The 21897-nt window shown below is 59.1% G+C and carries 14 protein-coding genes and 1 pseudogene; 2 read left to right on the top strand and 13 right to left on the bottom strand.

All coding sequences use genetic code 11. The features are described 5' to 3' along the window. Window positions 1-75 precede the first annotated feature (75 nt). The 13 genes and pseudogenes from VDQ28_RS00445 to VDQ28_RS00385 all read right to left on the bottom strand — a co-directional run. On the bottom strand, window positions 76-2142 hold the full coding sequence (locus VDQ28_RS00445; RefSeq protein WP_323034155.1) for a hypothetical protein: 2067 nt from the start codon (window positions 2140-2142) through the stop codon (window positions 76-78). Window positions 2143-2356: 214 nt separating this feature from the next. Beyond that, on the bottom strand, window positions 2357-3076 hold the full coding sequence (locus tag VDQ28_RS00440) for a hypothetical protein (protein ID WP_043741273.1): 720 nt from the start codon (window positions 3074-3076) through the stop codon (window positions 2357-2359). Then, window positions 3073-3276 (bottom strand): hypothetical protein, encoded by a 204-nt coding sequence (locus tag VDQ28_RS00435; RefSeq protein WP_240656056.1) that lies wholly within the window; start codon window positions 3274-3276, stop codon window positions 3073-3075. The genes VDQ28_RS00440 and VDQ28_RS00435 overlap by 4 nt, the downstream gene beginning before the upstream one ends. A gap of 4 nt (window positions 3277-3280) precedes the next feature. Then, window positions 3281-5089: a BREX-3 system phosphatase PglZ gene (pglZ, locus tag VDQ28_RS00430; RefSeq protein WP_323034154.1), complete on the bottom strand. Its 1809-nt coding sequence runs from the start codon at window positions 5087-5089 to the stop codon at window positions 3281-3283. Continuing rightward, a complete protein-coding gene (locus tag VDQ28_RS00425) occupies window positions 5086-7929 on the bottom strand; it encodes a DEAD/DEAH box helicase (RefSeq protein ID WP_323034153.1) in 2844 nt (947 codons plus the stop codon). The genes pglZ and VDQ28_RS00425 overlap by 4 nt, the downstream gene beginning before the upstream one ends. A gap of 2 nt (window positions 7930-7931) precedes the next feature. Further along, window positions 7932-8651, bottom strand: a complete 720-nt coding sequence (locus VDQ28_RS00420; RefSeq protein ID WP_323034152.1) for a hypothetical protein — start codon at window positions 8649-8651, stop codon at window positions 7932-7934. Continuing rightward, window positions 8623-9222, bottom strand: coding sequence for a DNA methyltransferase (locus tag VDQ28_RS00415; RefSeq protein ID WP_323034151.1), 600 nt, complete (start codon window positions 9220-9222; stop codon window positions 8623-8625). The genes VDQ28_RS00420 and VDQ28_RS00415 overlap by 29 nt, the downstream gene beginning before the upstream one ends. A gap of 109 nt (window positions 9223-9331) precedes the next feature. After that, window positions 9332-10720 (bottom strand): DNA methyltransferase, encoded by a 1389-nt coding sequence (locus VDQ28_RS00410; RefSeq protein ID WP_323034150.1) that lies wholly within the window; start codon window positions 10718-10720, stop codon window positions 9332-9334. An 18-nt stretch (window positions 10721-10738) separates the two neighbouring features. Continuing rightward, window positions 10739-12628: an ATP-binding protein gene (locus VDQ28_RS00405; protein ID WP_043741284.1), complete on the bottom strand. Its 1890-nt coding sequence runs from the start codon at window positions 12626-12628 to the stop codon at window positions 10739-10741. Further along, a complete protein-coding gene (locus VDQ28_RS00400) occupies window positions 12618-14483 on the bottom strand; it encodes an RNA-binding domain-containing protein (RefSeq protein WP_043741287.1) in 1866 nt (621 codons plus the stop codon). Before VDQ28_RS00400 ends, VDQ28_RS00405 begins: the two co-directional genes overlap by 11 nt. 4 nt (window positions 14484-14487) lie before the next feature. After that, a complete protein-coding gene (locus tag VDQ28_RS00395; RefSeq protein ID WP_323034149.1) occupies window positions 14488-18228 on the bottom strand; it encodes a DUF6079 family protein in 3741 nt (1246 codons plus the stop codon). Window positions 18229-18251: 23 nt separating this feature from the next. After that, on the bottom strand, window positions 18252-18707 hold the full coding sequence (gene brxF, locus VDQ28_RS00390) for a BREX-3 system P-loop-containing protein BrxF (protein WP_043741322.1): 456 nt from the start codon (window positions 18705-18707) through the stop codon (window positions 18252-18254). A gap of 37 nt (window positions 18708-18744) precedes the next feature. Beyond that, window positions 18745-19640, bottom strand: a pseudogene (locus VDQ28_RS00385) (helix-turn-helix transcriptional regulator); the annotation flags it as partial. 283 nt (window positions 19641-19923) lie between these two features. On the opposite strand from VDQ28_RS00385, the gene VDQ28_RS00380 reads away from it, so the two are divergent. Both VDQ28_RS00380 and VDQ28_RS00375 read left to right on the top strand, forming a co-directional pair. Continuing rightward, window positions 19924-20871, top strand: a complete 948-nt coding sequence (locus VDQ28_RS00380; protein ID WP_043741292.1) for a patatin-like phospholipase family protein — start codon at window positions 19924-19926, stop codon at window positions 20869-20871. A 13-nt stretch (window positions 20872-20884) separates the two neighbouring features. After that, entirely contained in the window at window positions 20885-21622 is a 738-nt protein-coding gene (locus VDQ28_RS00375; protein ID WP_323034147.1) for a nucleotidyltransferase, read from the top strand. Window positions 21623-21897: the final 275 nt, after the last annotated feature.

Genomic DNA, 21897 nt, shown 5'->3' with positions numbered 1-21897 from the left:
AGACATATTGTCATTTGCAGAAGACGGCTGCACCAATGGCAGGGACGTAACACCATGTGTGGAGGCGGCCCGAGCCTACTTGTTGGCTGTGCCTGGCGACAGCGCGAAGGCGATTTCCTCCAGCAGTGGACGCAGTTTCGCATGGTCGGATTGAGCAATTGCCATTTCGATCCGTGACGACCAGTGTCCTTGCCTGTACAGGTTCTCGGCGCGTTCCAGGATTTCTCTGGCAGTTCGATCGCGGATTTCCTGCTCCGGAGCAGACTTGCCGGTCAATCGAGATGCGACTGCGGTTCTGAGTAGTGAAATCTCTTCATCCCCACCATTGACGGCGAATGCTGCGAGACCACAAAACCCCCTCTCCAGCACTGCCCTGCCTGTTTGATACCTCCCACCTTTGAACGTCCAGGATGCGAGGCTTTCCCCGATCTCCCTTGCGATCTCATCACAGCCGCGATTTCGAGCATTGACCGCGGCTTCGAACAACACCTCGGTCATCTGGAAGTTCTCAACAAACGTCACCGATTCCTTGTCATCGGGAATCCAAGTCAATGTCGCGATCAACCAGCGCGCATGCTTCTGCAGCTCCTCTTGGCTGTGGTGGTCGCATGCGGGCGCATTCGACACTGCCAACAGGATTTCCGTTACGCCCGTTATCCAGTGGATCATGTCAAAAGCAAAGTGGGACTTTGCCTGTATGGCTGCGAGAAGTAGCTCCTTCTCCGTTTGGTAAATGCCATCCGCCCAACGCTCGATGTTTCGTATCACCGCTTGGGCATCTGCATTGTCCGGTTGTGCTTGCGAGAGCGCGTTCGCCAACTCCGTAAGCCGCGACATCAAACTCTGCATGCTCGTCAACGAGTAGTACGGCCCCAAAAATGTGCTATGGCTGCTCGACAGGGGAGTATCTGGTACGGTGAGAAATAACTTCGCCACCAAAGCAACATCTCGGCGGACTTCCCCAACGGCGAAGTGAATGTCGTGGCTCCCACAGCGAAGTAGATCAAAAGTGAGATTCGCAAGCTGCGCCATGCCTTCCATCGTGACGGGGCGGTAGTCCTCTTTCGCGCAGCCGGTGCACGCAATCAAAGCAATTTTTTCGCTGAGCGTTGCTATGTCGTTCGGATCTCCATGGGCTAGGAGATATTGCGCAGATTGCCCCATGAGCCGCTGTCCCTCTAGCAGAACATCGGCCATACCATGAGGAACGACCGACTGCACCGCGCTTGCAAGGTATCCTGTAGCGAGCTGCGCGTGGCTTTTCGAGGCATACGGGCTGGAGTAATCAATGCCGAGATACACTCGGACAAGTGCAGCCATTGCTTGCAGTGTCTGCTCGATTTGCTGCTCATCCCGACGCGCAATCCCACTCTGCGAGTTTTGCCGCAGGCGCTCCAGCGTGTCGTTGATGAAGCCATCGCTGGAGAAGGGATTTTCGACAAAGGGGTTGTTGGCGTAGAACGTTTTTCCCTTGGACTCGATGTATGCAGCATTGATGCCGACGACAGCGTTCAGCGCCGCACCAGAAACTTCATAGTCTCCCTGCTCTGCATAGCGCCCCGCAAATGACATTGCATGTCGGACCGCTCGTTTTGTTCCATCGGTCCATCTATTGTTGATCTGAAAAAATGCGGTACGGGCCAAGTCATGCGTGGAGTCCGAAGGCGACGTCGTGGAATTTGCGCCTTCATCGCGTTCAAGCAGCGGCATCGCACGCTGAGCCCGCCGAGCCCATGTCCGCAATTCCTTACGAGTGTCTTGCATGAGTATGCCCAGTTGCTGCAATGGGTTGATGAGAACCAAAGCGCGCCGATAGGCGTACATGAACGAGATCAGTATGAATACGACCGCCCATGATGCTGCGAGCACGACCTGCGCCAGCCGGGCCTGATCCACAAAGGTCGACAGCGTTGCGACGCCTATTGCCAGGAGGAATGCCAACGCGAACGCACCGAGCAACTTCCGATCTGCGCTCAGACGGCGAAATAGCCCGTGAGGCATGCGCTCGATGTTCACCTGCATGGCGAATAGTACGAGGGAAGTAACAATCGCAGCAGCCCCTATCAGCGCGCTTCCCACATTGAGGATCAGCCCGCGCAGACCCTCGACTGCATGTTCGGTCGAGTAATAGCTCGCAAGCACATTTTGGAGAGCTGGCGACAGGTAGGCGCTTTCAGAAAGGAGAAGGAGCAGCAGAGCATAAAAAAGCGATATGGCCGTATCGAAGCTTCAATACCCAAAGCTGGTGTTGGGCTCGATAGGTGTAGTGCCATAATGTTGCGATTCGCCTGGCGACCGCCTTACGCATGCGCTTTACAGCTAGGTCGATGTGGGATCGCCAGGACATGAGCAATGACTACCTCTGATGCAGCGCGACGAACTGATTACTCGGCCCTTCCGACCGAAGGCTCAGGTTCGCGCTGTTCGACACCATGTAGGCCAGTGGCCGCGTTAGGGTGAACGGGAACAACACTGGCAGCGACTGCAGGCTGGGCACAGAAACGGGCTTGCCGGCGTAGCGCACAGCCGCTTCGATCAGCCATGCCGTGAGTCCGGCGTTGTCGATCGCTGTTGAAGCAAGCCGGATCACGCGCTTGCCTTTTTCCACACGCTCCACCGCGCCCCAGCTAGCCTGGCTCTGGATGACCATGTTGGTCATGCGCCGGGTACCTTCGCGCTCCCCGTAGGTCTCACTCATGCGCCGGTGCACTTCGGCGGACGCGCAATCTCCCTGGATGGCGGACAGTCGGCCCACCAGCTCTGCCACCTTGCCGAAGAACGGGTACGTCGCAACGGCCATACCCCAGCACAGCGCGGCGACGGGAATGTCCGGCTGCGTCTTGTGGATGGCCACGCCGCGATCTGCGTAATCAACCAGTTCTGCGCGCGGCTCCAGCCAGAGCCGATTCAGTACGGTGCGTGTTTTCTTCTTGGCTTCAACGCCAAGTCCGGCTGCATCAAGCAGTGCATTCAGATCATCTAGCCCAGCCGCACCCGCACGAACATTCAGTGCTGCAGCCGCCCAATCAAGCTGAATGAACCGATCAAAGCCGATTTGAGGGGCTGATGAATTCATTCGGTACCAATCACATAACTGACTTTCACAAAGGGCACGATCAACTCTTCGACCGACACCCCGCCGTGGACCACCACCTGCTCTCCCTCCGGCACAAAGGCGGTTCGTCCGCCTGCGAATAGGGGCATGAAGTTCGCGGGTAGTCCAGCGATGTCCAACCTGACTGTGGTGGGATAGGCCGCAGCGGAATCGGCCAGCAATGGCTCACTCCGGTAGACCCGAACGCGCTCTCCGCGCGTCTCTGCAATCACGCCCTGGCTGGGCCTGCCGACGCCGGTGGAACTCAACGTTGCCGTGGTCCGCCGTGAGATAGATGTGGTATCCCTTGTCCAGCAGCAGCGAGAACAGCCGGTCGACGAAACCGGTCGTCAACCAGTTCCCGATCCACATCGCCACGTCCTTCTTGGACCGCTCCTTGTGGAGCCGATCGTCCACTTCATCGATGACCAGGCCCACCACCTTCGGGCGCCGGTCGATCAAATCCGCTTCCAGTGCGTCGAGCTGATTGGTCTGTCGCAGCGCGCGTCGATACATCACTTCATTCGAGTTGACGCCTTCGTTCTGCCAGAACGTCTTCCACAAGGATTCCTCCTTGTCCGTCCTGTCGATGGAGTCGTCGAATTCCCGCGGCTTCAGGCCGGAGAACAGCGCCTGACGCGACACCGATGTCACGGTCGGCAGCCAGGCGAACGCGGTTCCCTCGTCGAACGCAAAGCGTTTTGTGGTGGCGATCAGGCGCTCCCGGATCTGCACCCATTGGTCGAAGGCAAGCCCGTCGAATACCAGCAGAGCCACCTTGGTTTCCCCTGCGGACCGCCGATGGCGCAAGAAGCGCGGCACGTGGTGCACCATCACCGGGCCTTTGGTCACCGGCTGCAGGATCAGGTCGGCGTAATGCTTGGCTGCGACCCAGGCTTGAAGACGCTCGTCTGATTGCGCCTGCAAGGTCTTGATCCGCTCCCGAATCACCGGCAGGTGTTCGCTGCCTTCCGTGCCTGGCAGACCATGCGTGCGGGCCAGGATCTCACCGTAACGCTTGGCGAATTCGCTCCAGTCCTTGTGCGAAGAGGCCGCCGTTGGGGTCGTCTCGATCAGGCCATCGATGCCTTTGAGCACCAAAGCCTGCAACGCCGCCGGGTCCTGGACAATGCCGGCCTTGATCCAACTCGGCATCCCCGCCGGAACACTGTGCACCGCCAGCGGATGCAAGCTGCCGTCGAGGAACATGGAGTCGACCAGCACCTGCACATCGGAGTGCTCGAACGGAATCTCTATCTTGGCGACGTAGTCTGGCGGTGGCGGTTCGCCCGTGCGCATGCCATCCAGCCCCAGGGTCTTCAGGTAGCGATACCACGCATCCTGTACCACGCGCAGCAGCGCACTTTTGGACGCCAGCCATGTGGCGACGGGCAGATCCGTGAAGAGCCCCTTGCCTTGAATGATGCCTGCCGCGTGTTGAGCAAACAGGGGCGGCAACGAGCGATTGGCGAAGTGCATTCGCAGCAGCTCACGCCAGAAGTCCACCGGGTTGCGAATCGACCTTGGCGCCAGTTGGTAGACGTGTTCAAGGATGAAGTCCTTGGACTCGTTCTCGCCGCGCGCTGACTGCAATTCGGTCCGGTGGGCATGAAACAGCCCGGCAAAATGCTCCGGCTCCACTTGCTGCACCGCGCTGTATGCCAGCTTGGGGAAGAGCTCCGCAAGGCTCAATCGAACCACACGCCCGTGGTGCATGATGTCCCACGGCAACTCATTCGCGTCAGCGCTGCGCAGATGAAGAACCAGCGACGGCGCTGGCCCCGCCTCACCGCGATCCCAGGCTGCGCGATAGCGTTCCTCGTATTCCGCCCGAAAGGCGAACGGGTCTTCGTACAGCATGACCTCGAAGCCCCGCCTGCGCAGTTCGGACAAGAGCTTTTCGTCCAGGAGCACATCGTCGGGGTCGCACGCCACCCACAGCCGGGTGAGATCGGCCGTGAAGTGGCTGAGAATGCGTTCTGACCACTGGCTCATGCCACACGCTCTTTCGTCACATTCGCTCCGGGCATCACATCGCCGGAGACGCGCACCATCATCACGGCATTCAAATCCGGCACGCTGGCCTCCATGTCGTCCAAGGCGGCCATGCGTGCATCGTGTTCTTGTTGCAGCCGCTTGCGCCGGTGCTCACGCACGGCGGGTAAGCCAATTCGTCCAATGGCCTGACCTCGGGCCTCGAACGCATACACCGCACGTTCGCGCTCTTCCTTCAGCCGGGCGCGGTGTTCGGTCAGCAGCTCGGTGAAGATCCGTTCACCCTGGGTGCTGGCAGCCGAATGCGATGCCTCGAACCACTTCACCGACTCCTCGGCACCCGTCACGGCATGCACGTCTACGGTCTCAGTGAGCAGCAGATCCCAGACGCGCTTGGCGGTCGGCACGAAGGGCCGGCCTTCCTCGTTGATGAACACCGGCAGGAAGCGCTTCCGGCTCAAGCCTTCAGCCGCCAGACTGATCTCCCACAGCGACCAGATGCCGCGTACCGAGTCCGGCAGACCGGTCACGCGGATCACCGGTAGCGGCTGGCCGGCGACAAAGCATGGCAGCTCACTGATCACAGCACGGGCGCGTGGGTCTTCCATCGTGACCCATTCCAACTCCGGGTTCTCATCCGCCGTGCGGGCGTCAAAACAAGCCTGTGCCGACTCGCTGCCGTCCGCCCACTTCACTCGCCACGCCTTGCCAACCTTCGCCGCCGAGCCGCCGCGCGCAGCCAACCCGCTGGTGATGGCGCGCTCCAGCCAGAACTGCGCCGGATGGTCGCGCCACTTGCGGGCATCATCAGCGTCCAGATCGTGCTCTGTGGTGAGCAGATCGCTGTTCTTCTTCGACTCCGCTAGGGTGGATCGCAGCTGCGACACCACCGCGTCGCACTCCTGTTCAATGGCATCCGGGTTCTGCAGACCATGCACGAACAGCTCGTCGAAGATCGGGTCGGCCTCGACCGAGTCCATTACGTCGGCCGCCTTGTCGACGCCAAACTCCTGCGCGATGACCTCGAGCTTTGCCTCCAACACCTGGCGCACTCGATGCTCCACAGTGTCTTCGAGCACGAAGTTGATGGCGCGAACAACGTGCTTCTGTCCGATACGGTCTACCCGGCCAATGCGCTGCTCAATCCGCATCGGGTTCCACGGCATGTCGAAGTTGACGATGACATGGCAGAACTGCAGGTTCAAACCTTCACCACCGGCATCCGTCGAAATCAGCACGCGCACATCTTTTGAGAACACCTGTTGTGTCCGCGTGCGCGCTTCCAGGTCCATGCTGCCGTTAAGGGTCGTCACCGAGAATCCACGGCTCTCCAGGTAGTCGGCCAGCATAGCTTGGGTAGGCACAAACTCGGTGAAGATCAGTACCTTCAGCGCCGGGTCGCCTTCCTCTTGCTGCAGCTTGTAGATCAGCTCCAGCAGTGCCTCGGCCTTGGCATCGGTGCCGGCGGCCTCCGTTTCCCGTGCCAGCTCAAGCAACATCTCGACTTCGGACTTCTCCAGCTCCCAGCCACTGGACTGCATCGCCAGATCAACCTGGGACTGGCCGTCCAAGTCTGCCCACTCGTCGGCGCTGGTGCTCTCGAACAAGTTGGCCTGGGGCTGCGGTGCTTCAAGCAGGGCCTGGCGCTTTTCCAGCGTGGTGCGGATGGCTGCCGTACTGGACGTCACCAGCCGCTGCATCAGGATCATCAAGAAACCGATGTGGCGCTGCTTGGATGCCAATGCCTGGTTGTAGCCGTGGCGCACATAGTCGGTCACCGCCTCATAAAGCCGCTGCTGCGAGCCGTGTCGGGCCTGCCAGGCCACGGCCTGCAACCGGGTGACACGCGGCTTGAACAGCGGCTGGCCCTCGGCGTTGATCGATGCGCGCTTCTCGGTGCGGATCACGAAGGGCCGCACCCGGTCGCGGCTGACGCTGCCTTCGTCCGGGAAGGCTTCGCGATCCAGCAACTGCATCAGTCGCATGAACTGGTCGGTCTTGCCTTGGTGCGGCGTGGCCGACAGCAGTAAGAGATAGGGCGACGCTTCGGCCAGCGCCGCGCCGAGCTTGTAGCGGGCTACCTGCTCGGTGCTGCCGCCCATGCGGTGGGCTTCGTCGATGATGACCAGATCCCACGACGCTGAGATCAGGTCCTCGAAGCGCTCGCGGTTGTAGGTGTTGAGTTGCTCCAGGCTCCAGCCACGACGGCCTTCCAGCGGCTTCACCGAATCCAGCGAGCAGATCACCTGGTCGTGCATGCGCCACAGGTTCTCTTCCTCGCCCGCGCCGCCGCTGCGCCACTGCCGGAAGGCCGCCAGCTCGGACGGCTCGATGAACTGGAACTTCTCGCCGAAGTGCAGACGCATTTCGGCCTGCCACTGGCGCACGAGACCCTTGGGCGCCACCACCAGGATGCGCTTCACCCGGCCGCGCAATTTCAGTTCGCGCAGGACCAAGCCGGCTTCGATGGTCTTGCCGAGACCCACCTCATCGGCCAGCAGGTAGCGGATACGGTCGCGGCTGATGGCGCGGTTCAGCGCATAGAGCTGGTGCGGCAGCGGCACCACGCTGGACTGGATGGGCGCCAACAGCAGTTTGTCCTCCAGCGCATCCAGCAACTTGGCCGCCGCCGTGGTATGCAGGATTTGCTCCACGCTCGGGCGCACACTTTCCAGCGATGCCAAGTCAACCGCCCGAGCGCGCACAACAGCGTCCTTGGCGGGCAGCCACACGCGGTAGGCCAACTCGCCCCACACGTCCTGCCGCTCAATTACGCGGCACGGCGATGCCTGCCGGGTGAACCAGCACCAGTCGCCAATGGTGAACCCACCGCCGGCCATACTCAGATCCCGTCTTCGGTACGGGTCAGCGCGAGGTCATAGAGGGTGAGCAGCTTCTCGTCCTCTTGCAGCGTTTCCTCTGGCAGCTTGTTGGCGATGCTGATGATCGTCGCGTAGTCCTTGCTGGCCCATGCCGCGCGGAAACCTGCACGCAGCACCTCCAGACGCGACTCCTTGATCTTGCGGCCGGTGAACAACCGATAGGCCTCGAATTCCTTGAGCAGCGCCTTCTCGCGTTTTTCCTCTAATTGCTTAGCGTTATTGGGATCTGGTACGAACCAACGGTCCCGCGCTTTTGCTTTCAACCGAGGGTCAGATTTTTCGAGCTCCCGCATATCCTTGTAGTTGGACGAGAGATAGCTGTGAATCTGACTGGGTACATCGCCCGTGCCGTCGTAGCGCAAAAAGTTTGCTTCAAGCAGCGCCGAAAGCTCGGGGCGTTCCTCATGCTTTTTCCAGCCCGCACCAAGTTGGGTGATGAATTCTGGATGCACCTCTTGGTAGGTGGACGGACGTTGCTTGAGGAATTGAGCCAACCAATCGATGGCGCTGCGCTCATCGGAGACGAACAACTCCATCTGGGGTGATCGCGAAGTTTGCGCGCGCTTCTTGTCGTACTCGACCACTTGCTCCGGCAGGAAGACCATACCGTCGCGCTCAGGGAAGCGAGCACGAAGGCTGGAAAGAAACTCATCAGTCGAACAGCGGCACAGGCGCGTCATGGCGCACAAACCACGCCACCATGCGGTCATAGATGCGACGCGGGTCCCGCTCGACGATGAACTCAAGCTCACCATTCTTTACCTTGATGACCGACAGCTGTTGCAAGTGGGTTTGCACGAAGTCCCAAACTGACTCTACCGTAGCGCCGCTGTGCTTGAAGCGGTCCTCCAGCCCACCATTGGGCTTATAGGCTGAAATCACCAGGTCCTGCTTCACCGCAGTCGTTGAGGTCACCTGCCGGTAGCTGCCTTGCACCTTGTCCAGCGCCGTGACCTCTGCCACCACAAAGCCTGCTTGCTGCAGGGCAACCTGAATGGCATTCCATACCGCTGCCTTGCTGTTGGAGAACACCACCGTCATCCAGCGGCCGGGTTTCAACACGCGCTGGTATTCGGCGAAACAGCGTTGCATCAGGTGCTGGTAGTCGGGTAGCGCCTTCTTCTTATAGCGGTCAATAATTGCCTCCGGCTTTGCGTCCGTCGTAACACCATGCCAAGCCTCAACCAGAAAGTTGAGATCAGCGTAATAAATGTTTTCGCCAAAAGGTGGGTCTGTGAAGATGTAGTCCACAGACTCTGACGGAAGCCCAATGTTTGATGCTGTACCGGTTGTAATTAAGGAAGCGCCCTCCTTAGACCATTGAATCTGAAATGCCGAAACCAACCTGCCAAGCTTGCCGTCAAACTGGTACCAAGGGCTGACCTCGCTTGAAATGGCTGAAACGTAGTAGAACCCCAGGCATATCCAGACCAACCTGAGATCCACCTATGCGTCCATACTGAATCGGTTTGTAGCGATTCAAGAGGGACATTCCTCGAATTCCCTGTTCGACCATGAACAGTAGGAATTCCCGAATACGTGCGTCGGATTGTCCTTGAGCTTTCTCCCAAAGCTTTCCCATTGCTTGCGCGGCACGCGGTAGGAAAAAGTGGTGGATATGAGTGATCCCCACATAGTCCATCCGCGCCCGCTCATGCGTCATGTGCATTGGCGGGATTTCGGTCGTGGGCACTTGTGGCGGAAGAGGCAACGACTCAATGCGCTGAATAACATTCAAGTCATCCGACGTTGGCTTCTTTTCGTATCGCGTCTTGCCAACCGTGTAAACAATAAGCGTCGCCGCACGCTTGGGCACTTGGATGGACTTGCCGGTGCTGACATCAGCCTTCGTCGTGTACAGACGCTCCAACCGGGTCTTGGTCAGTTCAGCGCCGCAATGCGGACATGGAAACTCATCTTTGACGCGCTTGGACTCTTCGTCCAACGCTTCTTCGGTGAAGTTCACTTCGCCCGCACACTCGGGGCAGCTATAAAGTTGGCTCCACACCGTATAGTCGATGCGCCCTTTGCTCTTGCCATCGCTGTGCAGCGTTTCGTACATCCAGCCAATGTCCTGCTCGACCGACTGGAGCAGCTGCTTGCCCGCCTTGGCGAAGACATCCACATCGAACGGGATGTTGTAGTTCGCGCTCATGAACGTGGCAGCGGGCGATAGGTCGTTGAGCACTGCACGGCGCGCACCCCACCTAGGCGCGGCGCGGCCTTCTTTCTTCCACGCTTGCTCCAACTCAAACCGGTAACTAGTAGGGGCCGTGCCGCACCATTGCGCGGCCACGCCGGTCATGCCCGACCCGGCAAAGCCGTCCAGCACCACGTCGCCCGGCTGGGTGTAGTGGAGGATGGACGGCACGATGGCGAGATGCGGCACCTTGGTGTGGTAGCTGTGCGCCTTGTAGATGGCGTCGGTCTTGCCCACGGAGACGTCAATCGCCAATGGCTCGCGGCTGTATTTCACCGCCGGGTCGTAAGGCTTGCCATAGTGCGCCACGAATTCCACCAACCACGGATTTGGGCAGGCGGTGTAGTACGGCGGGTCGGACATGGCGAGAATGGCTTCATCCGTGCCCTGTGGAAAACCTTCCTGCTTGCGGAACGTCGGGTCTTGTAGCTTTTCGGCCAGCAGCTTGAGAAAGTGTTCACGCCGCACGCTGTCGCTGGCGAAAGTCTGGCCGAGGCATTCGACGGGGCCGGCGGCTTCGCTGCGGTAGTCTTGAAGTAGGTCGTTCATCTTAATCAATCTTCCCAGTTATTCGTCAACCGGTGAATTACCGTTATTCTGATCGTCCGCATATTTCTTCATCCCGTCTCGCAGAATCTCAAGGAATGTGTGATTCCTACATTCAGCATCTGCCACGATCGCATCGAAAGACACAACAAAGGTTGGCGTTGGAATAATCCGGCCATCAGGGTGTGGCGTGTCGAACTCCTGGTAATAAACCTTGCCTTTTGAGAAAAAAGGCGTCCACTTGAATTGTCGCAACCGAAATGCTGTCGTGTCATTGATGTTCATGATCGCGTAATACCAGACTCTTTGAATGTTCGGGCAATACGCCACCAGCTTCCCTGCTCGATCGAGCAGTTGATTGACTGCATAAAAATTGTCTTTTTCTTCGTTGGTTTTCTTCTTTATTTCAACAACCACCACATCGACGGGTGCGGCATCGCTCGGGTCAGCCGAGAAAATCATGGCAATATCTGGCCTGCCCGTGTCGCCTACGCTTTCTTCATCAAGGCGTATGGCATTGATGACGGCATCCATGCTCCTCTCACTCAGGATGCTCCGAAACACCATGAATTTATCGTCGAGCAACCAGGCATTGTTCTGGTAAATCTCTGAAGACATGGTGTCCTGCGAGAATTCTTTGAACCTTGGGACAATAAGGTTGTGTATTTCGGCCTCTGCATTATCTGCCGTCATCTCTTTCATGCGACCGATAATTTTTTCGCGGTACAAAATGTATTCAGTCAAGGTGCGCGATGACAGCTCCAACGACTTTTCGTACGCAGCCTCACTCAGCTTTTCGCACTGAAGTATTTCTTTCTGAACCCGAAAGAACCGCTGCTGGGCAATTTCCAAAGCATCGTCCCGATCAATCAGGCCAACGGTATCGTCCTCGAAATAGCCGAGCAAGTGCGGAAATTGCTCTTCAAACTGCTCTTTGATTTTTCCATTTCTTTCGGTGATTTGCGGAATTTTGTCCGCCAGCACCTTGCCGAGCTCGCGGCGCAGCAAACGGAAAAGACGTGCTTCTTGTATGCCTTCGGGCAACACCAGCTTCTGCCGCGAACTATCCGCATTGGAGTGAAAGATTTCAGACTCGAATAGGAATACACACAGATAGCCCGCTGGAAATGATGCAGGCGGTATCAGGTTGGCTGGTATCGTTCGGCCATCGATACTGAACGCTATAAGAGAGCTACCTTTCCCTGCTACCGATTCAATGTAGTAGTACATATCAATGGTCGAGATGGCGTCCAGCGAATCATCTTGGATCGTGATCTTGGTCATTGACGGCAAGTCATCGGGCGTTATCGCCGTTTCGTGAGGAAAGAACTCCTTCTGTGCGTTGCTTTCACTGGTTTTCAGATTAACGGAAATCTTGAATGCCTTGCCGTCACGCTTGCGCGCGTCCAGCGTAGGCAGAAATTGTTCGATCAAAAGTGGTTTAAGTGCGTCGGGCTTCAGATCGTCATAGGATTTGACGCGATCTTTGGCAAAACCATTGAATACCAACGCCGTCTTGGCTGGTTGCTCATCTGTCAGGATTTCGAGTGGCGCATTGCCATCGAAACCATCTTTAAAGATGAAGTTTCTGCGCCATTTATCGCGAGTACTGGTTACCTCTACCCGACTGAAGTAGTTAAGGAATACCAGTCGACCTATGCCTTTGTGGAACTTATCCCTAGGTCTAAGCAGCTTCCTGAAACGCTCAAAGTTCTCATCCGTAAATCCGTCACCGTTGTCTGAAACAGTGATTTTCAGTGTGTCCGGCTTGTCAAATGCCTGCACATCAATATCGATGGATACCTCGGTTGCACCAGCATCCAGCGCATTGGCTAGGGCTTCAAAATAAACCAATGTCAATGACGGGTTGGGGAAAAACAGCCTGATGGCCCCGGAGGTTTCAATGTCCATTGTCTTCCTCCGTTGGGTCTGCGGGCTGTTCGTGAAGCAGCTTGAGCTTCACGCCAGCCTCGGTGAGGACATAGCGTTGATTGGGCGAGCGCGGCTTTTCAGGTAGCGTCAGGCGCAGCACACCTCCAGCCAGCAACGGTTCAATGTGGGTTGTAACGAAGTGCGGGCGATGGCTGAAACCCGCATGGGCCATCAGTTCGGCCATCGAACGGGGTACATCTGCAAATCCAATTAGCTGCCGCTGCACATCGGACAACCGATCAAGCGACCGATCAAGCTCAGCCTCACTAGTGTCAGCATGATCGGTGGCTTGATCGGTACGCTCTTCATCACCAGATCTGGCTGCAACCGATTGATTTTCAATGGAGGCATCGGTCATGCTCGTCAGGAACCGGAGGCGCAGGTGCTCGGCCAAACGGAACAAGTTGCCGCCTTCGTCTTCCGCCACCAGAAGCGCTTGTACCGTCAGCCGCTGCACGAGCTCACGGGCATCTGCGCCGGAAAAGCCGGTGAGTGCCTTCACGTCGGTCAGGTCGATCTGACCCTTGCGGGTAAGGTAGGCGAAAACGTCGGCTTCCTGTGCAGAAAGGTGCGCGCCCAGGCTGGCTTGGGCCAGAACCTGTGCTTCGGTGATGAGCTTTTCCTTGCGTAGCCGCAGACGGAAGCTTTTGTCAGCCTTATGGTTCTCGATCTCTGGTGGCAGATAGCCCAGCTTGCGCCAACCGTCGAAGATGGCGCGCACGCCGGTGCCCCCCTGGTCGGACAGGCCAATACGACGAAAAGCATTGACGATGCTGGGGTTGCGTACCTCTTTGTCACCGGGGTCGAGCAGTTGCTCGCGCGTGGCGAAGGCGTCGCCAGGATTGAAAAATTCGGTCTGGTCACGGAAGAAGCGGATGACGGGCACCCGGGTGGTGTCACCGAAGTCCTGATGGATGAGCAGGTTGATGGCAGCTTCGCGGAAGGAGATGTAGTCCGGCGGATCATCGTCACGACGCAGAGTGCCGGCATCTACGGCGAATGGGCGTTCGCTATGGCGGAAATAGAACTCGACGATGGCTTGCCATGCCTTGATGAGGTTGTCCTCCACAGTGAGGCGGTCGGCCCAGCGCACAGCGGAGTCGTACTCGGAGCTTGCGTTACGGTAGAGCTGTACATCCACGGCCATGCGTGGCAGCACCTGGCGGACGTATTCGCCGCTGCCAAGCACCAGAATGGCAGCACGAGTGGGGCGCAGCATGCCGCCTTGTTCGACAAGGAAGCCCCAGCTCCGCAGGAATGTGGTGTCATCGGCGGCAGTGTCCTTGCCAGGATTGCTGGCGACGAACCGCGCGCGATACCAACGCACAGATGTCTCGTCAAAGCAGCGACTGATATCCACATCCAGCGGTTCTGCGTCGTAGCGGGTACCTGACGCGTCTCGGATGAAGCGCAATAGCTCGTCACCGGTGCAGGTATCGTCGCGACCGCCCCGGCGGATATAGGCTTTTTTCGGGTTGCCGTCGAGATAAACGGGTTTTTGCTGGCGCGTGGCTTCAGGGATGAAAAACGCCAGCACTGTGCCTTCGGGTAGCTGGTGCGCCGTGCCATTGATGGGTAGGCGAATGCTGACTTTGTTAACATCGCGTACTTGCCCTAGGAAATCGTTCTGCATCTTGTCGGCATCTGTGACGCCGGTCACGGTAAACGTGCCGTTAGCCTGTTTGACGCCAAACACCAAATGTCCGCCTGCCGTATTGGCAAAGGCGCTGACGGTGGAAAGCGCATCCTTGGGTACTGCCCACGCCGCTTCCTTGAATTCGATGTCACTCCATTCAATGGACTGGAGGCGGGCGATCAGTTCGTCTCTAGTCATGGCGTTACTCGATCACGAAGCGCAGCTTGGTGGCATCTTTGCCCTTGCAGCGCTCGTTCATGAAGGTATCGAAGCGTTTGCGCAGGTCGTCCGGCGTGGCTGGCGAGCCACCTAGCAGCAGCGCTTGCTTAATCTCGTCGCCCTTGACGGCGATCTTCTCCAGCCCCGATAGCGCCTCCTGCACCGCGTTGGCGAACTCGGTGGTCATCGGCTCCGGCAACTTGCGTGAGGTCAGGAAGGCGTCGATCAGCTTTTTGGACGCAGGCGGCAGCAGACCCAGGCTGTCCTGCGTGAACGGGTCTTCCAGGTTCTCCAGCAGCGTTTGCTGCCAGTTGGTCACCAACTGGTCCAGATCGTCGTCCAGCTTGTGCAGGCGGTTGGCCGCCGGGATCAGCTCCAACTGCTCGGCAGAGGGGCGGAACTGGCAGTGTGGGCAGACGGCGGCCGTGACCAGGGTCGGCTCATCCAGCGAGGAACAGCTCTTCAGGCCGTTGAGCGACTCCTCGAAGGCAGTAAGCTGGCTGGTGGGCATCAGCGACACGCCAGCCAACACGCGAAGCGCCAGCAGGCGGTCGTCCTTGCGCAGCGCGTTGCGGGTCTTGTCTTCGGCCACGCCCAGCCGCGCCTTGCTGTGGCTGGCGATGTAGGCGGTGATGTAGTCCTTCTTGAGCTGGTTGAGCGTCTGCCGGTATTCGGCGGCGTGCTCGGCTGTGCGGTCCTGGCTCAGCTTTTCCTGTAGCGCTTTGCGGGCGGTTTCGGCCTGTTTCACCCACGGGTGCTCGGCAGGCAGCACCATCTCGGCTTGCGAGAGGTAGGACGCCGTGCTGCCTAGCTCCACCACCAGTTCGAGCAGACGCTCGACGGCGGCCAGGATCTCCAAATTCTTCTTCTGGCCGTCCAGGTCTTCCTGGGTGACGCGCAGATTCTTGAGCTTGCCGACGGTGTTGTACGGTGCCAGCGACTCGGTGAACTTTTTCAGCGAATCCAGCCGGGCGTGCCAGTCTTTGGCTTCTTCCTCGCGCAGCAGGTTCTGGCCCCAAAAGCCGAGCTTGCCTTGCTGCAGGTTGGAACCGGCCTTGAGCACACGCGTCACCAGCGCACTGACTTTCTCCTGCAGTTTGATGACCGGCTCGGTATCGCCCTGGCTGGCCTTCTGGGCGAGGCCGGACGGCAGGTCGAACAATTCGAACAGGGCCCGCAGCACCGCGAGGTTGATCTCTTTGGGAGCCTCAACGTGCTTGAACTGCTTAAGTTCCTCCAGCGAGCGTTCTGCCAGCTGGGTCAGCTTGCCGGAGTCGATCTTGTCGCCGGTGATCGACAGCACGATGTCGCCGGAGTAAACCAGCCCGCCCAGCACGGTGACCAGCAGGTCGGGTTCCAGTCGGTACTTGATCGGCGCGAAATACTCGACGTCCGAGGTGCCCGACAGCAGTTCGCTGCGGTTGAGCACCTGGCCGTGGCCCTTGGCTTTGAGCCGGTTCAGTACTTCCTGCGCGTAGCGAGAGTTGGCGGGATCGACGCGATCACCATCGAGCAACTCCAGCGCATCGAGCACGGCGAGCGCATCTTTGGTACGAGTGCCGCCGGCCAGTGCGCGCAGTGCGTTGCCGATCAGTTGCTTGCGGTTGGCCTCAGTGACCAGCACCGAGAACGTTGGGTATTCCGGCGAGAGATCGACGAAGCGCTGGCCCAGTACCAGGCCCGAAATGACGTTCACCACGTCGCGGAAGTTTATGCGCTCGTCCGTGCCAAGCCGCGCCCGGTCACGCAGCGACACGCCTTTGGCCCACTCCTGCAGGTTCTTCTTCTTGCCCTGGTAGGTGACCTCGAAGGCGGTCATCTGCTTTTCCTGCAGCCACTTGCTCATGGCGCGCAGGAAGTCTTGCGCCTTGGAGAGGTAGATGGCCTTGGCGCCGCCACTGGCGGTGGATGCCAGATCGAGCGCCGCCGCGTAGGACGACAGGTGCCGCTTGAGATCGTCGTCCAGCCCGGTGAGGCGGAAGAACACCTCGTCCGACAGGTTGTTGTCGGCGAACTTCGGTTTGTCGAAGGGCTGGATGAAGTAGACGTAGAAGTCGCGCTCGGGCTGCGCCGTGGGCCGATCATTCGGCGCCCCGAAGAACAGGTAGCCCATGCGTTCGACACGGCGCTCCTGCCATTCGAGCTGGTACTGCCAGATCTGGAAGCCGGGATAACGCAGGTCGTCGCTGCACTCCATCAGCGCCTTGACGGCGCTGTAGTAGGCACGGTCCAGTGCGTCGTCGGATAGGGCTTCGGCGCGCTTTTCGATCTGCGCGTCGTAGTCGATGTCCTTCTTGAGGTCGAGGTAGTACTGCTCGGTGTCCGGCGCCTTGGAGATGAACTGGCCGTTGACGGTCTTCAGCACTTCCCGCATGACGGTCTGGACCATCGACAGCAGGTTCTCGGCCGGATCGCCCGGCATGTCCTCCACGCCCGGCTGGAACAGACACAAGGCGTCGCGCAGCTCGGCAGCCGTGGGGCCAATGGGCACATGGATGTCGCCGCCCGTGGTCAGACGGTGAACGGCCAACGCGTTGATGACGCGCAGCGCCATTGCCTTGTAGGCCGGGCGCGTGAAGGCTTGCTGGACCCGCGACTCCAGCACTTCGGAGACGCGCATCACCTCTTTGATGTTCGGGTCAGCACGCAGGACCGAGTTGGCCTTGATGGTGTTCCAGAAGCTCTCGTAGCTGATGAACAGCGGCTTGTCGGCGGGCACTTCCTGATCGAGGATGGCCAGCATGGCGGCCTCGATGGTCTTGAGCGCGCCACGCTTCTCGGTGAAGTGGATCTGCTCGAAGGTCTTCAGGTAGTCGGGGTGAACCGGGAACAGCCGCACGTACTCATCCATGCGCTCGTTCATGGAGCCGTAGAACTTGGCGAACGGCGTGAGGTATTCGCGGATCTTGTTCTGCTGGTCGGCCGTCTTCTTGAGGAGACGCGCGGAGACGACGAAGCTGACGTCCTGGCGGTCGATCAGGATCTGGGTGAAGCGCTCGTTGACCCGCCGCATGCTGTCGGCCACGTGCTGGAAGCGCACGCTGTCGAAGATGGCTTCCTGCACACCGGCCACGAAGCGGAATTTCAGGTGCTTGGTGACTTCGCCGATCTGCCGCAGGATGGCCAGATCCTGCACCAGCTCGTGGTCGCGGCGGGACTGCAGGTACTCCAGGAACTCGTCGACAACCAGCAGCACGCCTTGGTCCGGGAATTTCTCGCCGAACGCGGCCATCATCTCCTCGAAGGAGTCCTTGTTGTTGAGCTCCTTGTCGGCGGTCGGGAACGTGTAGTCGACGCCGATCTTTTCGAGGAAACGCTCAAGCTGCAGGGTGATGATCTGGCGCAGCGGCATCTGCAGCCCGCCCACCTCGATGCGCAGCACCTTGAAGCGGCCAGCGATCGGGGCAACCGCCTCGGCGACCTTGGGGTGGCGGATCATCGGCGCGTAGGCCGCATCCTCGGCCACCAGCGACAGCACCGACATCAAGTGCGACTTACCGGTGCCGTAGTTGCCGACGATCAGCACGCCCTTGTGATCGACGGAGTCGTCGAAACTGAGCTGGGGAACCATGAGCTTGGAGATCCGCTCGGCCATGTCGTCGGAGATGACGTAGGTCGCGACGAGCTTCTTGGCCTCGTCCGGGCGCCCGGCATCGAGCAGCTGAATGACTGACTCGATCTGCTCGAACTGGATCAGATCTCCGTATTTCATGTTCTTGGCCATATGGTTCTCTCTTCCCCGTAGCTTCAAATTTCGAGTACGACCACGCCGTCACCGCTGTAGTCACGATGTTCTGGATGGCTCATGTCGGCGTACACCAAGCGATCACCGCGCAGCTCGCCAGGCCAGACGGCCACGACGCTCTTGGAGTGAGCCAGCCGCCTGACGAGGTCAAGCGGGTTGATCTGTAGGCCCGGCTCGAACAACAACTCCAGGTTGTCGAGCAGCAGCGGATCTTCGGTGCGTACCCTGTCCGCGATCTCCCGCAGCAGTTCGCCCGCCGAGAAACCACGCTTGTTGTTTGGCGTGGCCGCCAGCCGGCGCCCCAGCTCCAGGCCGACGTTGAGCGGCTCGATGCTGAGCTTGGCGCCGAGCTGGCGCAGCAGTTGGGTCTTGCCGCTGCGGCTGGGGCCAACCAGCAGGATCAACTTGCTGTTGAGATCGCCGATTTCGCCGATGAGTCGTTCGAGTTTTGCCAGCATGCTCATCCCCCCTCAGTCCGTCTCCGGCTTCGAGCCGTTGTTCATCAGGGGAGCGGTAGCCCGGCGCCAGCACGGCATTGTGCACGCCGTAGAGGGCCAAGTGGTCTTTCAGCCACAACCTGAATTCGTGCCCGCGCAAGCTGTGGTCAGGTGTGCAGTCCACACTCCACTGGCGAAGGATGTAACCGGCGGTGGCAGCCCGCAGCTTCATCCGCAGTGACACGCCACCCTGCATGCTGTAGTCCATCTCGGTGATTTCCGGGCGGGGCTGGTCTGGGTGCGGCACCAACTCCAGCTCGACGATCCGGGTCCATTGAATGTCCTGATCGCTGGCCTCGTGGGGCGCCACGAACTGACCCTCATAAGCGCCACGGGGCGCTTGATCCGGGTGATGACGAAATCCCGGAACTCCTGGGACTTACGGTCAAAGGCGCGGACGTGCCAGCGCAGGCCGTTGTCGATCAACGCGAAGGGGACGATCTCCCGCTCAGTGCGGCCACTTGAGATGGAGTGGTACTCGATGCCCAGCGGGCACTCCTGATGGATCGCCCGGGTCACGCTCGCCAGCACATCCAGATCCGGGTGCGTCAGCCGTGACGGGCTCTCGCTGGCCACCCACGCCTTGAGCCGCATCGGCTCACCGTCGCCGAAGCCCTGGGTCAGCCACGACAGCACCCGCTCCGGGGGAAAGTCGAAGACGGGCCGAAAGTTCGCCCCAAGGACGTAAGACTTGCCCTTGGGGTCGTAGTCGATGTTGCCTGGCGCCAACTCCTTGTACAGCGCCAGATCCCTTGAAGCGGCGGCGGACTGAATGCCAAACCGCGTCACCAAGTCCTGACGGCGTATCTCCCCAATGAAGCGCACGCGCAACTCCACGAACGCGAGCCGGTCGCGTTGTGGCTGAGTTAGATCTGCAAGCTGTTCGTTCGACATCCTGGCTGGCTCGTTCGGTTAGCGAATGCTTGTGAGGGTTATTGCGGAAAGTATATGGTCTGCCCTAGAATCTGTCCATGAGTCTATCTTGATTTGTGTATACGTCGCATTGTGATAATAACAAGCACCGCAGCGACAAGAGGACCGGTGCGGACACCATGCAGAATTTGGCCGAGCTACACATGAAGCCGGGGACGCTGGAGAGGCACGGCTTCATGCTCAGGGTTGAGCTGATGATCGTCGGCGTTGCGTACGTTCTTCATCGGTTGGGAGGACATTGAAAATGATGGAGTCGAAAGAAGAGTCTGGATCGTCTGCCTTACTGCGAGTCCTTACGTTGGACGGCGGCGGCGCTAAGGGCTTTTACACGCTGGGCGTACTCAAGGAAATCGAGGCGATGATCGGGTGCCCACTGCACCAGAAGTTCGATCTGGTTTTCGGTACCAGTACGGGCGCGATCATCGCGTCACTGATCGCGCTCGGTCACAGCGTCGATTCCATCCTGGAGCTGTACCGCAAGCACGTGCCTACCGTGATGTCGCAGAAGACCGCTCCGGCCAGGTCGCGCGCCCTGAAGAAGCTGGCGAGCGAGGTCTTCGGCGATGCAACGTTCAGTGATGTGAAGACCGACATCGGGATCGTTACGGCCAAGTGGCTGAACGAGCGCCCGATGATCTTTAAGGGCAGCGTCGCGCAGGCGCATGGCCGAGTCGGTACGTTCGTCCCGGGCTTTGGCGTGAGCATCGCAGACGCTGTCAAGGCATCGTGCTCGGCCTACCCGTTCTTCGAGCGAACGATCGTCAGGACCTCGATGGGTGAGGACATCGAGCTGATCGACGGCGGGTACTGCGCAAACAACCCGACGCTGTACGCAATCGCCGATGCGGTCCAGGCGCTTCGGAGAGATCGCAAGGACATCCGGCTTGTGAGCGTTGGCGTGGGCATTTACCCCGACCCGAAGCCGAGCCTGTTGATGTGGCTGGCGAAAAAATATCTCGTTAGCGTCCAGTTGCTGCAGAAGACCCTGGAGATCAACACGCAGTCGATGGACCAACTGCGGCAGATTCTGTTCCATGACGTACCGACCATCCGGATCAACGACTCCTACGTCACGCCTGAAATGGCGACTGATCTACTGGAACACGACATCAAGAAGCTGGGTGTCTTGTTCCAGCGAGGACGGGAGTCGTTCGCGTCGCGGGAGACGCAGCTTCGCGAGCATTTGATATAGCCAGGGGAAGACGATGCCAATACCAGAATCGCAGCTCGAAACATGGTCTCACCAGGGGTCGATCACCCAGTCGAGCAACACCTACAACACGATCAAGAGCGTCCTGGAGGCCAGCACCACGCCGTATGCCGGCAAGAATTTCAAGGTGTTCCTTCAAGGCTCGTACGGCAACGACACGAATATCTACGCCGAGAGCGACGTGGACATCGTCATCCGGCTGGACGACTGTTTTCACAGCGATCTCGAATCTCTGTCCGATGACGAAAAGTCAGCCTACAAGCAGGCATTCAGCGACGCGACTTACACCCATGCCGACTTCAAGCGGGACGTGCTGTCGGTGCTTGAGGGGCAATACGGCTCGGCCGTGAAAGCCGGCGACAAGGCGATTGCCATCGACGCGAACGGTTCACGGCGCAAGTCGGACGTGATTGTCGCGACGCTATTCCGGCGCTACTTCAAGTTCCGGTCAGCGAGCGACTCTGAGTACGTCGAAGGCATCTGCTTCTTCAACGCTGCCGGCGAGCGAATCGCGAACTACCCGAAGCAGCACTCGGCAAACCTGACAGCGAAGCATCAGGCCTCATCGAAGTGGCTAAAACCTATGACCCGAGTGTTCAAGAATATGCGCAGCCGGATGGTCGAAGATGGCTTGATCAAGGCTGGTATCGCGCCTTCTTACTACATCGAAGGCCTGCTGTACAACGTGCCGAACGAGAAGCTCACCACCAGCTATCAGGACTGCGTGGTCTAAACGCCTTGAATTGGTATCGGCAAGATGCCTCGAAAACCGATCTCGTGTGCGCCAACGAGCAGTATTACCTGCTGCGAGATGGTTTCCACACGTGCTGGCGACAGGCGGCCTGTGATGCGTTCATCGAGGCGGCGGTAAAGCTTTGGAACGAATGGTAGTCAAAGGATTGGTTTAACAGGCAAGCATCACATCTGAAATACGGTTGACCACCGGTTCCGTTTGATTGCGGCGCGAGCCGAGCAAGGGACACAGTATCAAGGCCATTCGCTTCACTT

The organism is Pararhodobacter sp., from assembly GCF_034676545.1.
Taxonomy (GTDB): Bacteria; Pseudomonadota; Alphaproteobacteria; order Rhodobacterales; family Rhodobacteraceae; genus Pararhodobacter.
The sequence above is the reverse complement of the archived record's forward strand: the minus strand, read 5'-3'. Positions and strand labels throughout refer to the sequence as shown.

Bases quoted from the DNA above. Each gene is read 5' to 3' on its own strand.
- VDQ28_RS00440 (WP_043741273.1), bottom strand. From the start codon at position 3,076: ATGAATTCATCAGCCCCTCAAATCGGCTTTGATCGGTTCATTCAGCTT.
- VDQ28_RS00380 (WP_043741292.1), top strand. From the start codon at position 19,924: ATGATGGAGTCGAAAGAAGAGTCTGGATCGTCTGCCTTACTGCGAGTC.
- VDQ28_RS00400 (WP_043741287.1), bottom strand. From the start codon at position 14,483: ATGACTAGAGACGAACTGATCGCCCGCCTCCAGTCCATTGAATGGAGT.
- VDQ28_RS00375 (WP_323034147.1), top strand. From the start codon at position 20,885: ATGCCAATACCAGAATCGCAGCTCGAAACATGGTCTCACCAGGGGTCG.
- VDQ28_RS00405 (WP_043741284.1), bottom strand. From the start codon at position 12,628: ATGGACATTGAAACCTCCGGGGCCATCAGGCTGTTTTTCCCCAACCCG.
- VDQ28_RS00410 (WP_323034150.1), bottom strand. From the start codon at position 10,720: ATGAACGACCTACTTCAAGACTACCGCAGCGAAGCCGCCGGCCCCGTC.
- VDQ28_RS00425 (WP_323034153.1), bottom strand. From the start codon at position 7,929: ATGGCCGGCGGTGGGTTCACCATTGGCGACTGGTGCTGGTTCACCCGG.
- VDQ28_RS00395 (WP_323034149.1), bottom strand. From the start codon at position 18,228: ATGGCCAAGAACATGAAATACGGAGATCTGATCCAGTTCGAGCAGATC.
- pglZ (WP_323034154.1), bottom strand. From the start codon at position 5,089: ATGAGCCAGTGGTCAGAACGCATTCTCAGCCACTTCACGGCCGATCTC.
- VDQ28_RS00420 (WP_323034152.1), bottom strand. From the start codon at position 8,651: ATGACGCGCCTGTGCCGCTGTTCGACTGATGAGTTTCTTTCCAGCCTT.
- brxF (WP_043741322.1), bottom strand. From the start codon at position 18,707: ATGCTGGCAAAACTCGAACGACTCATCGGCGAAATCGGCGATCTCAAC.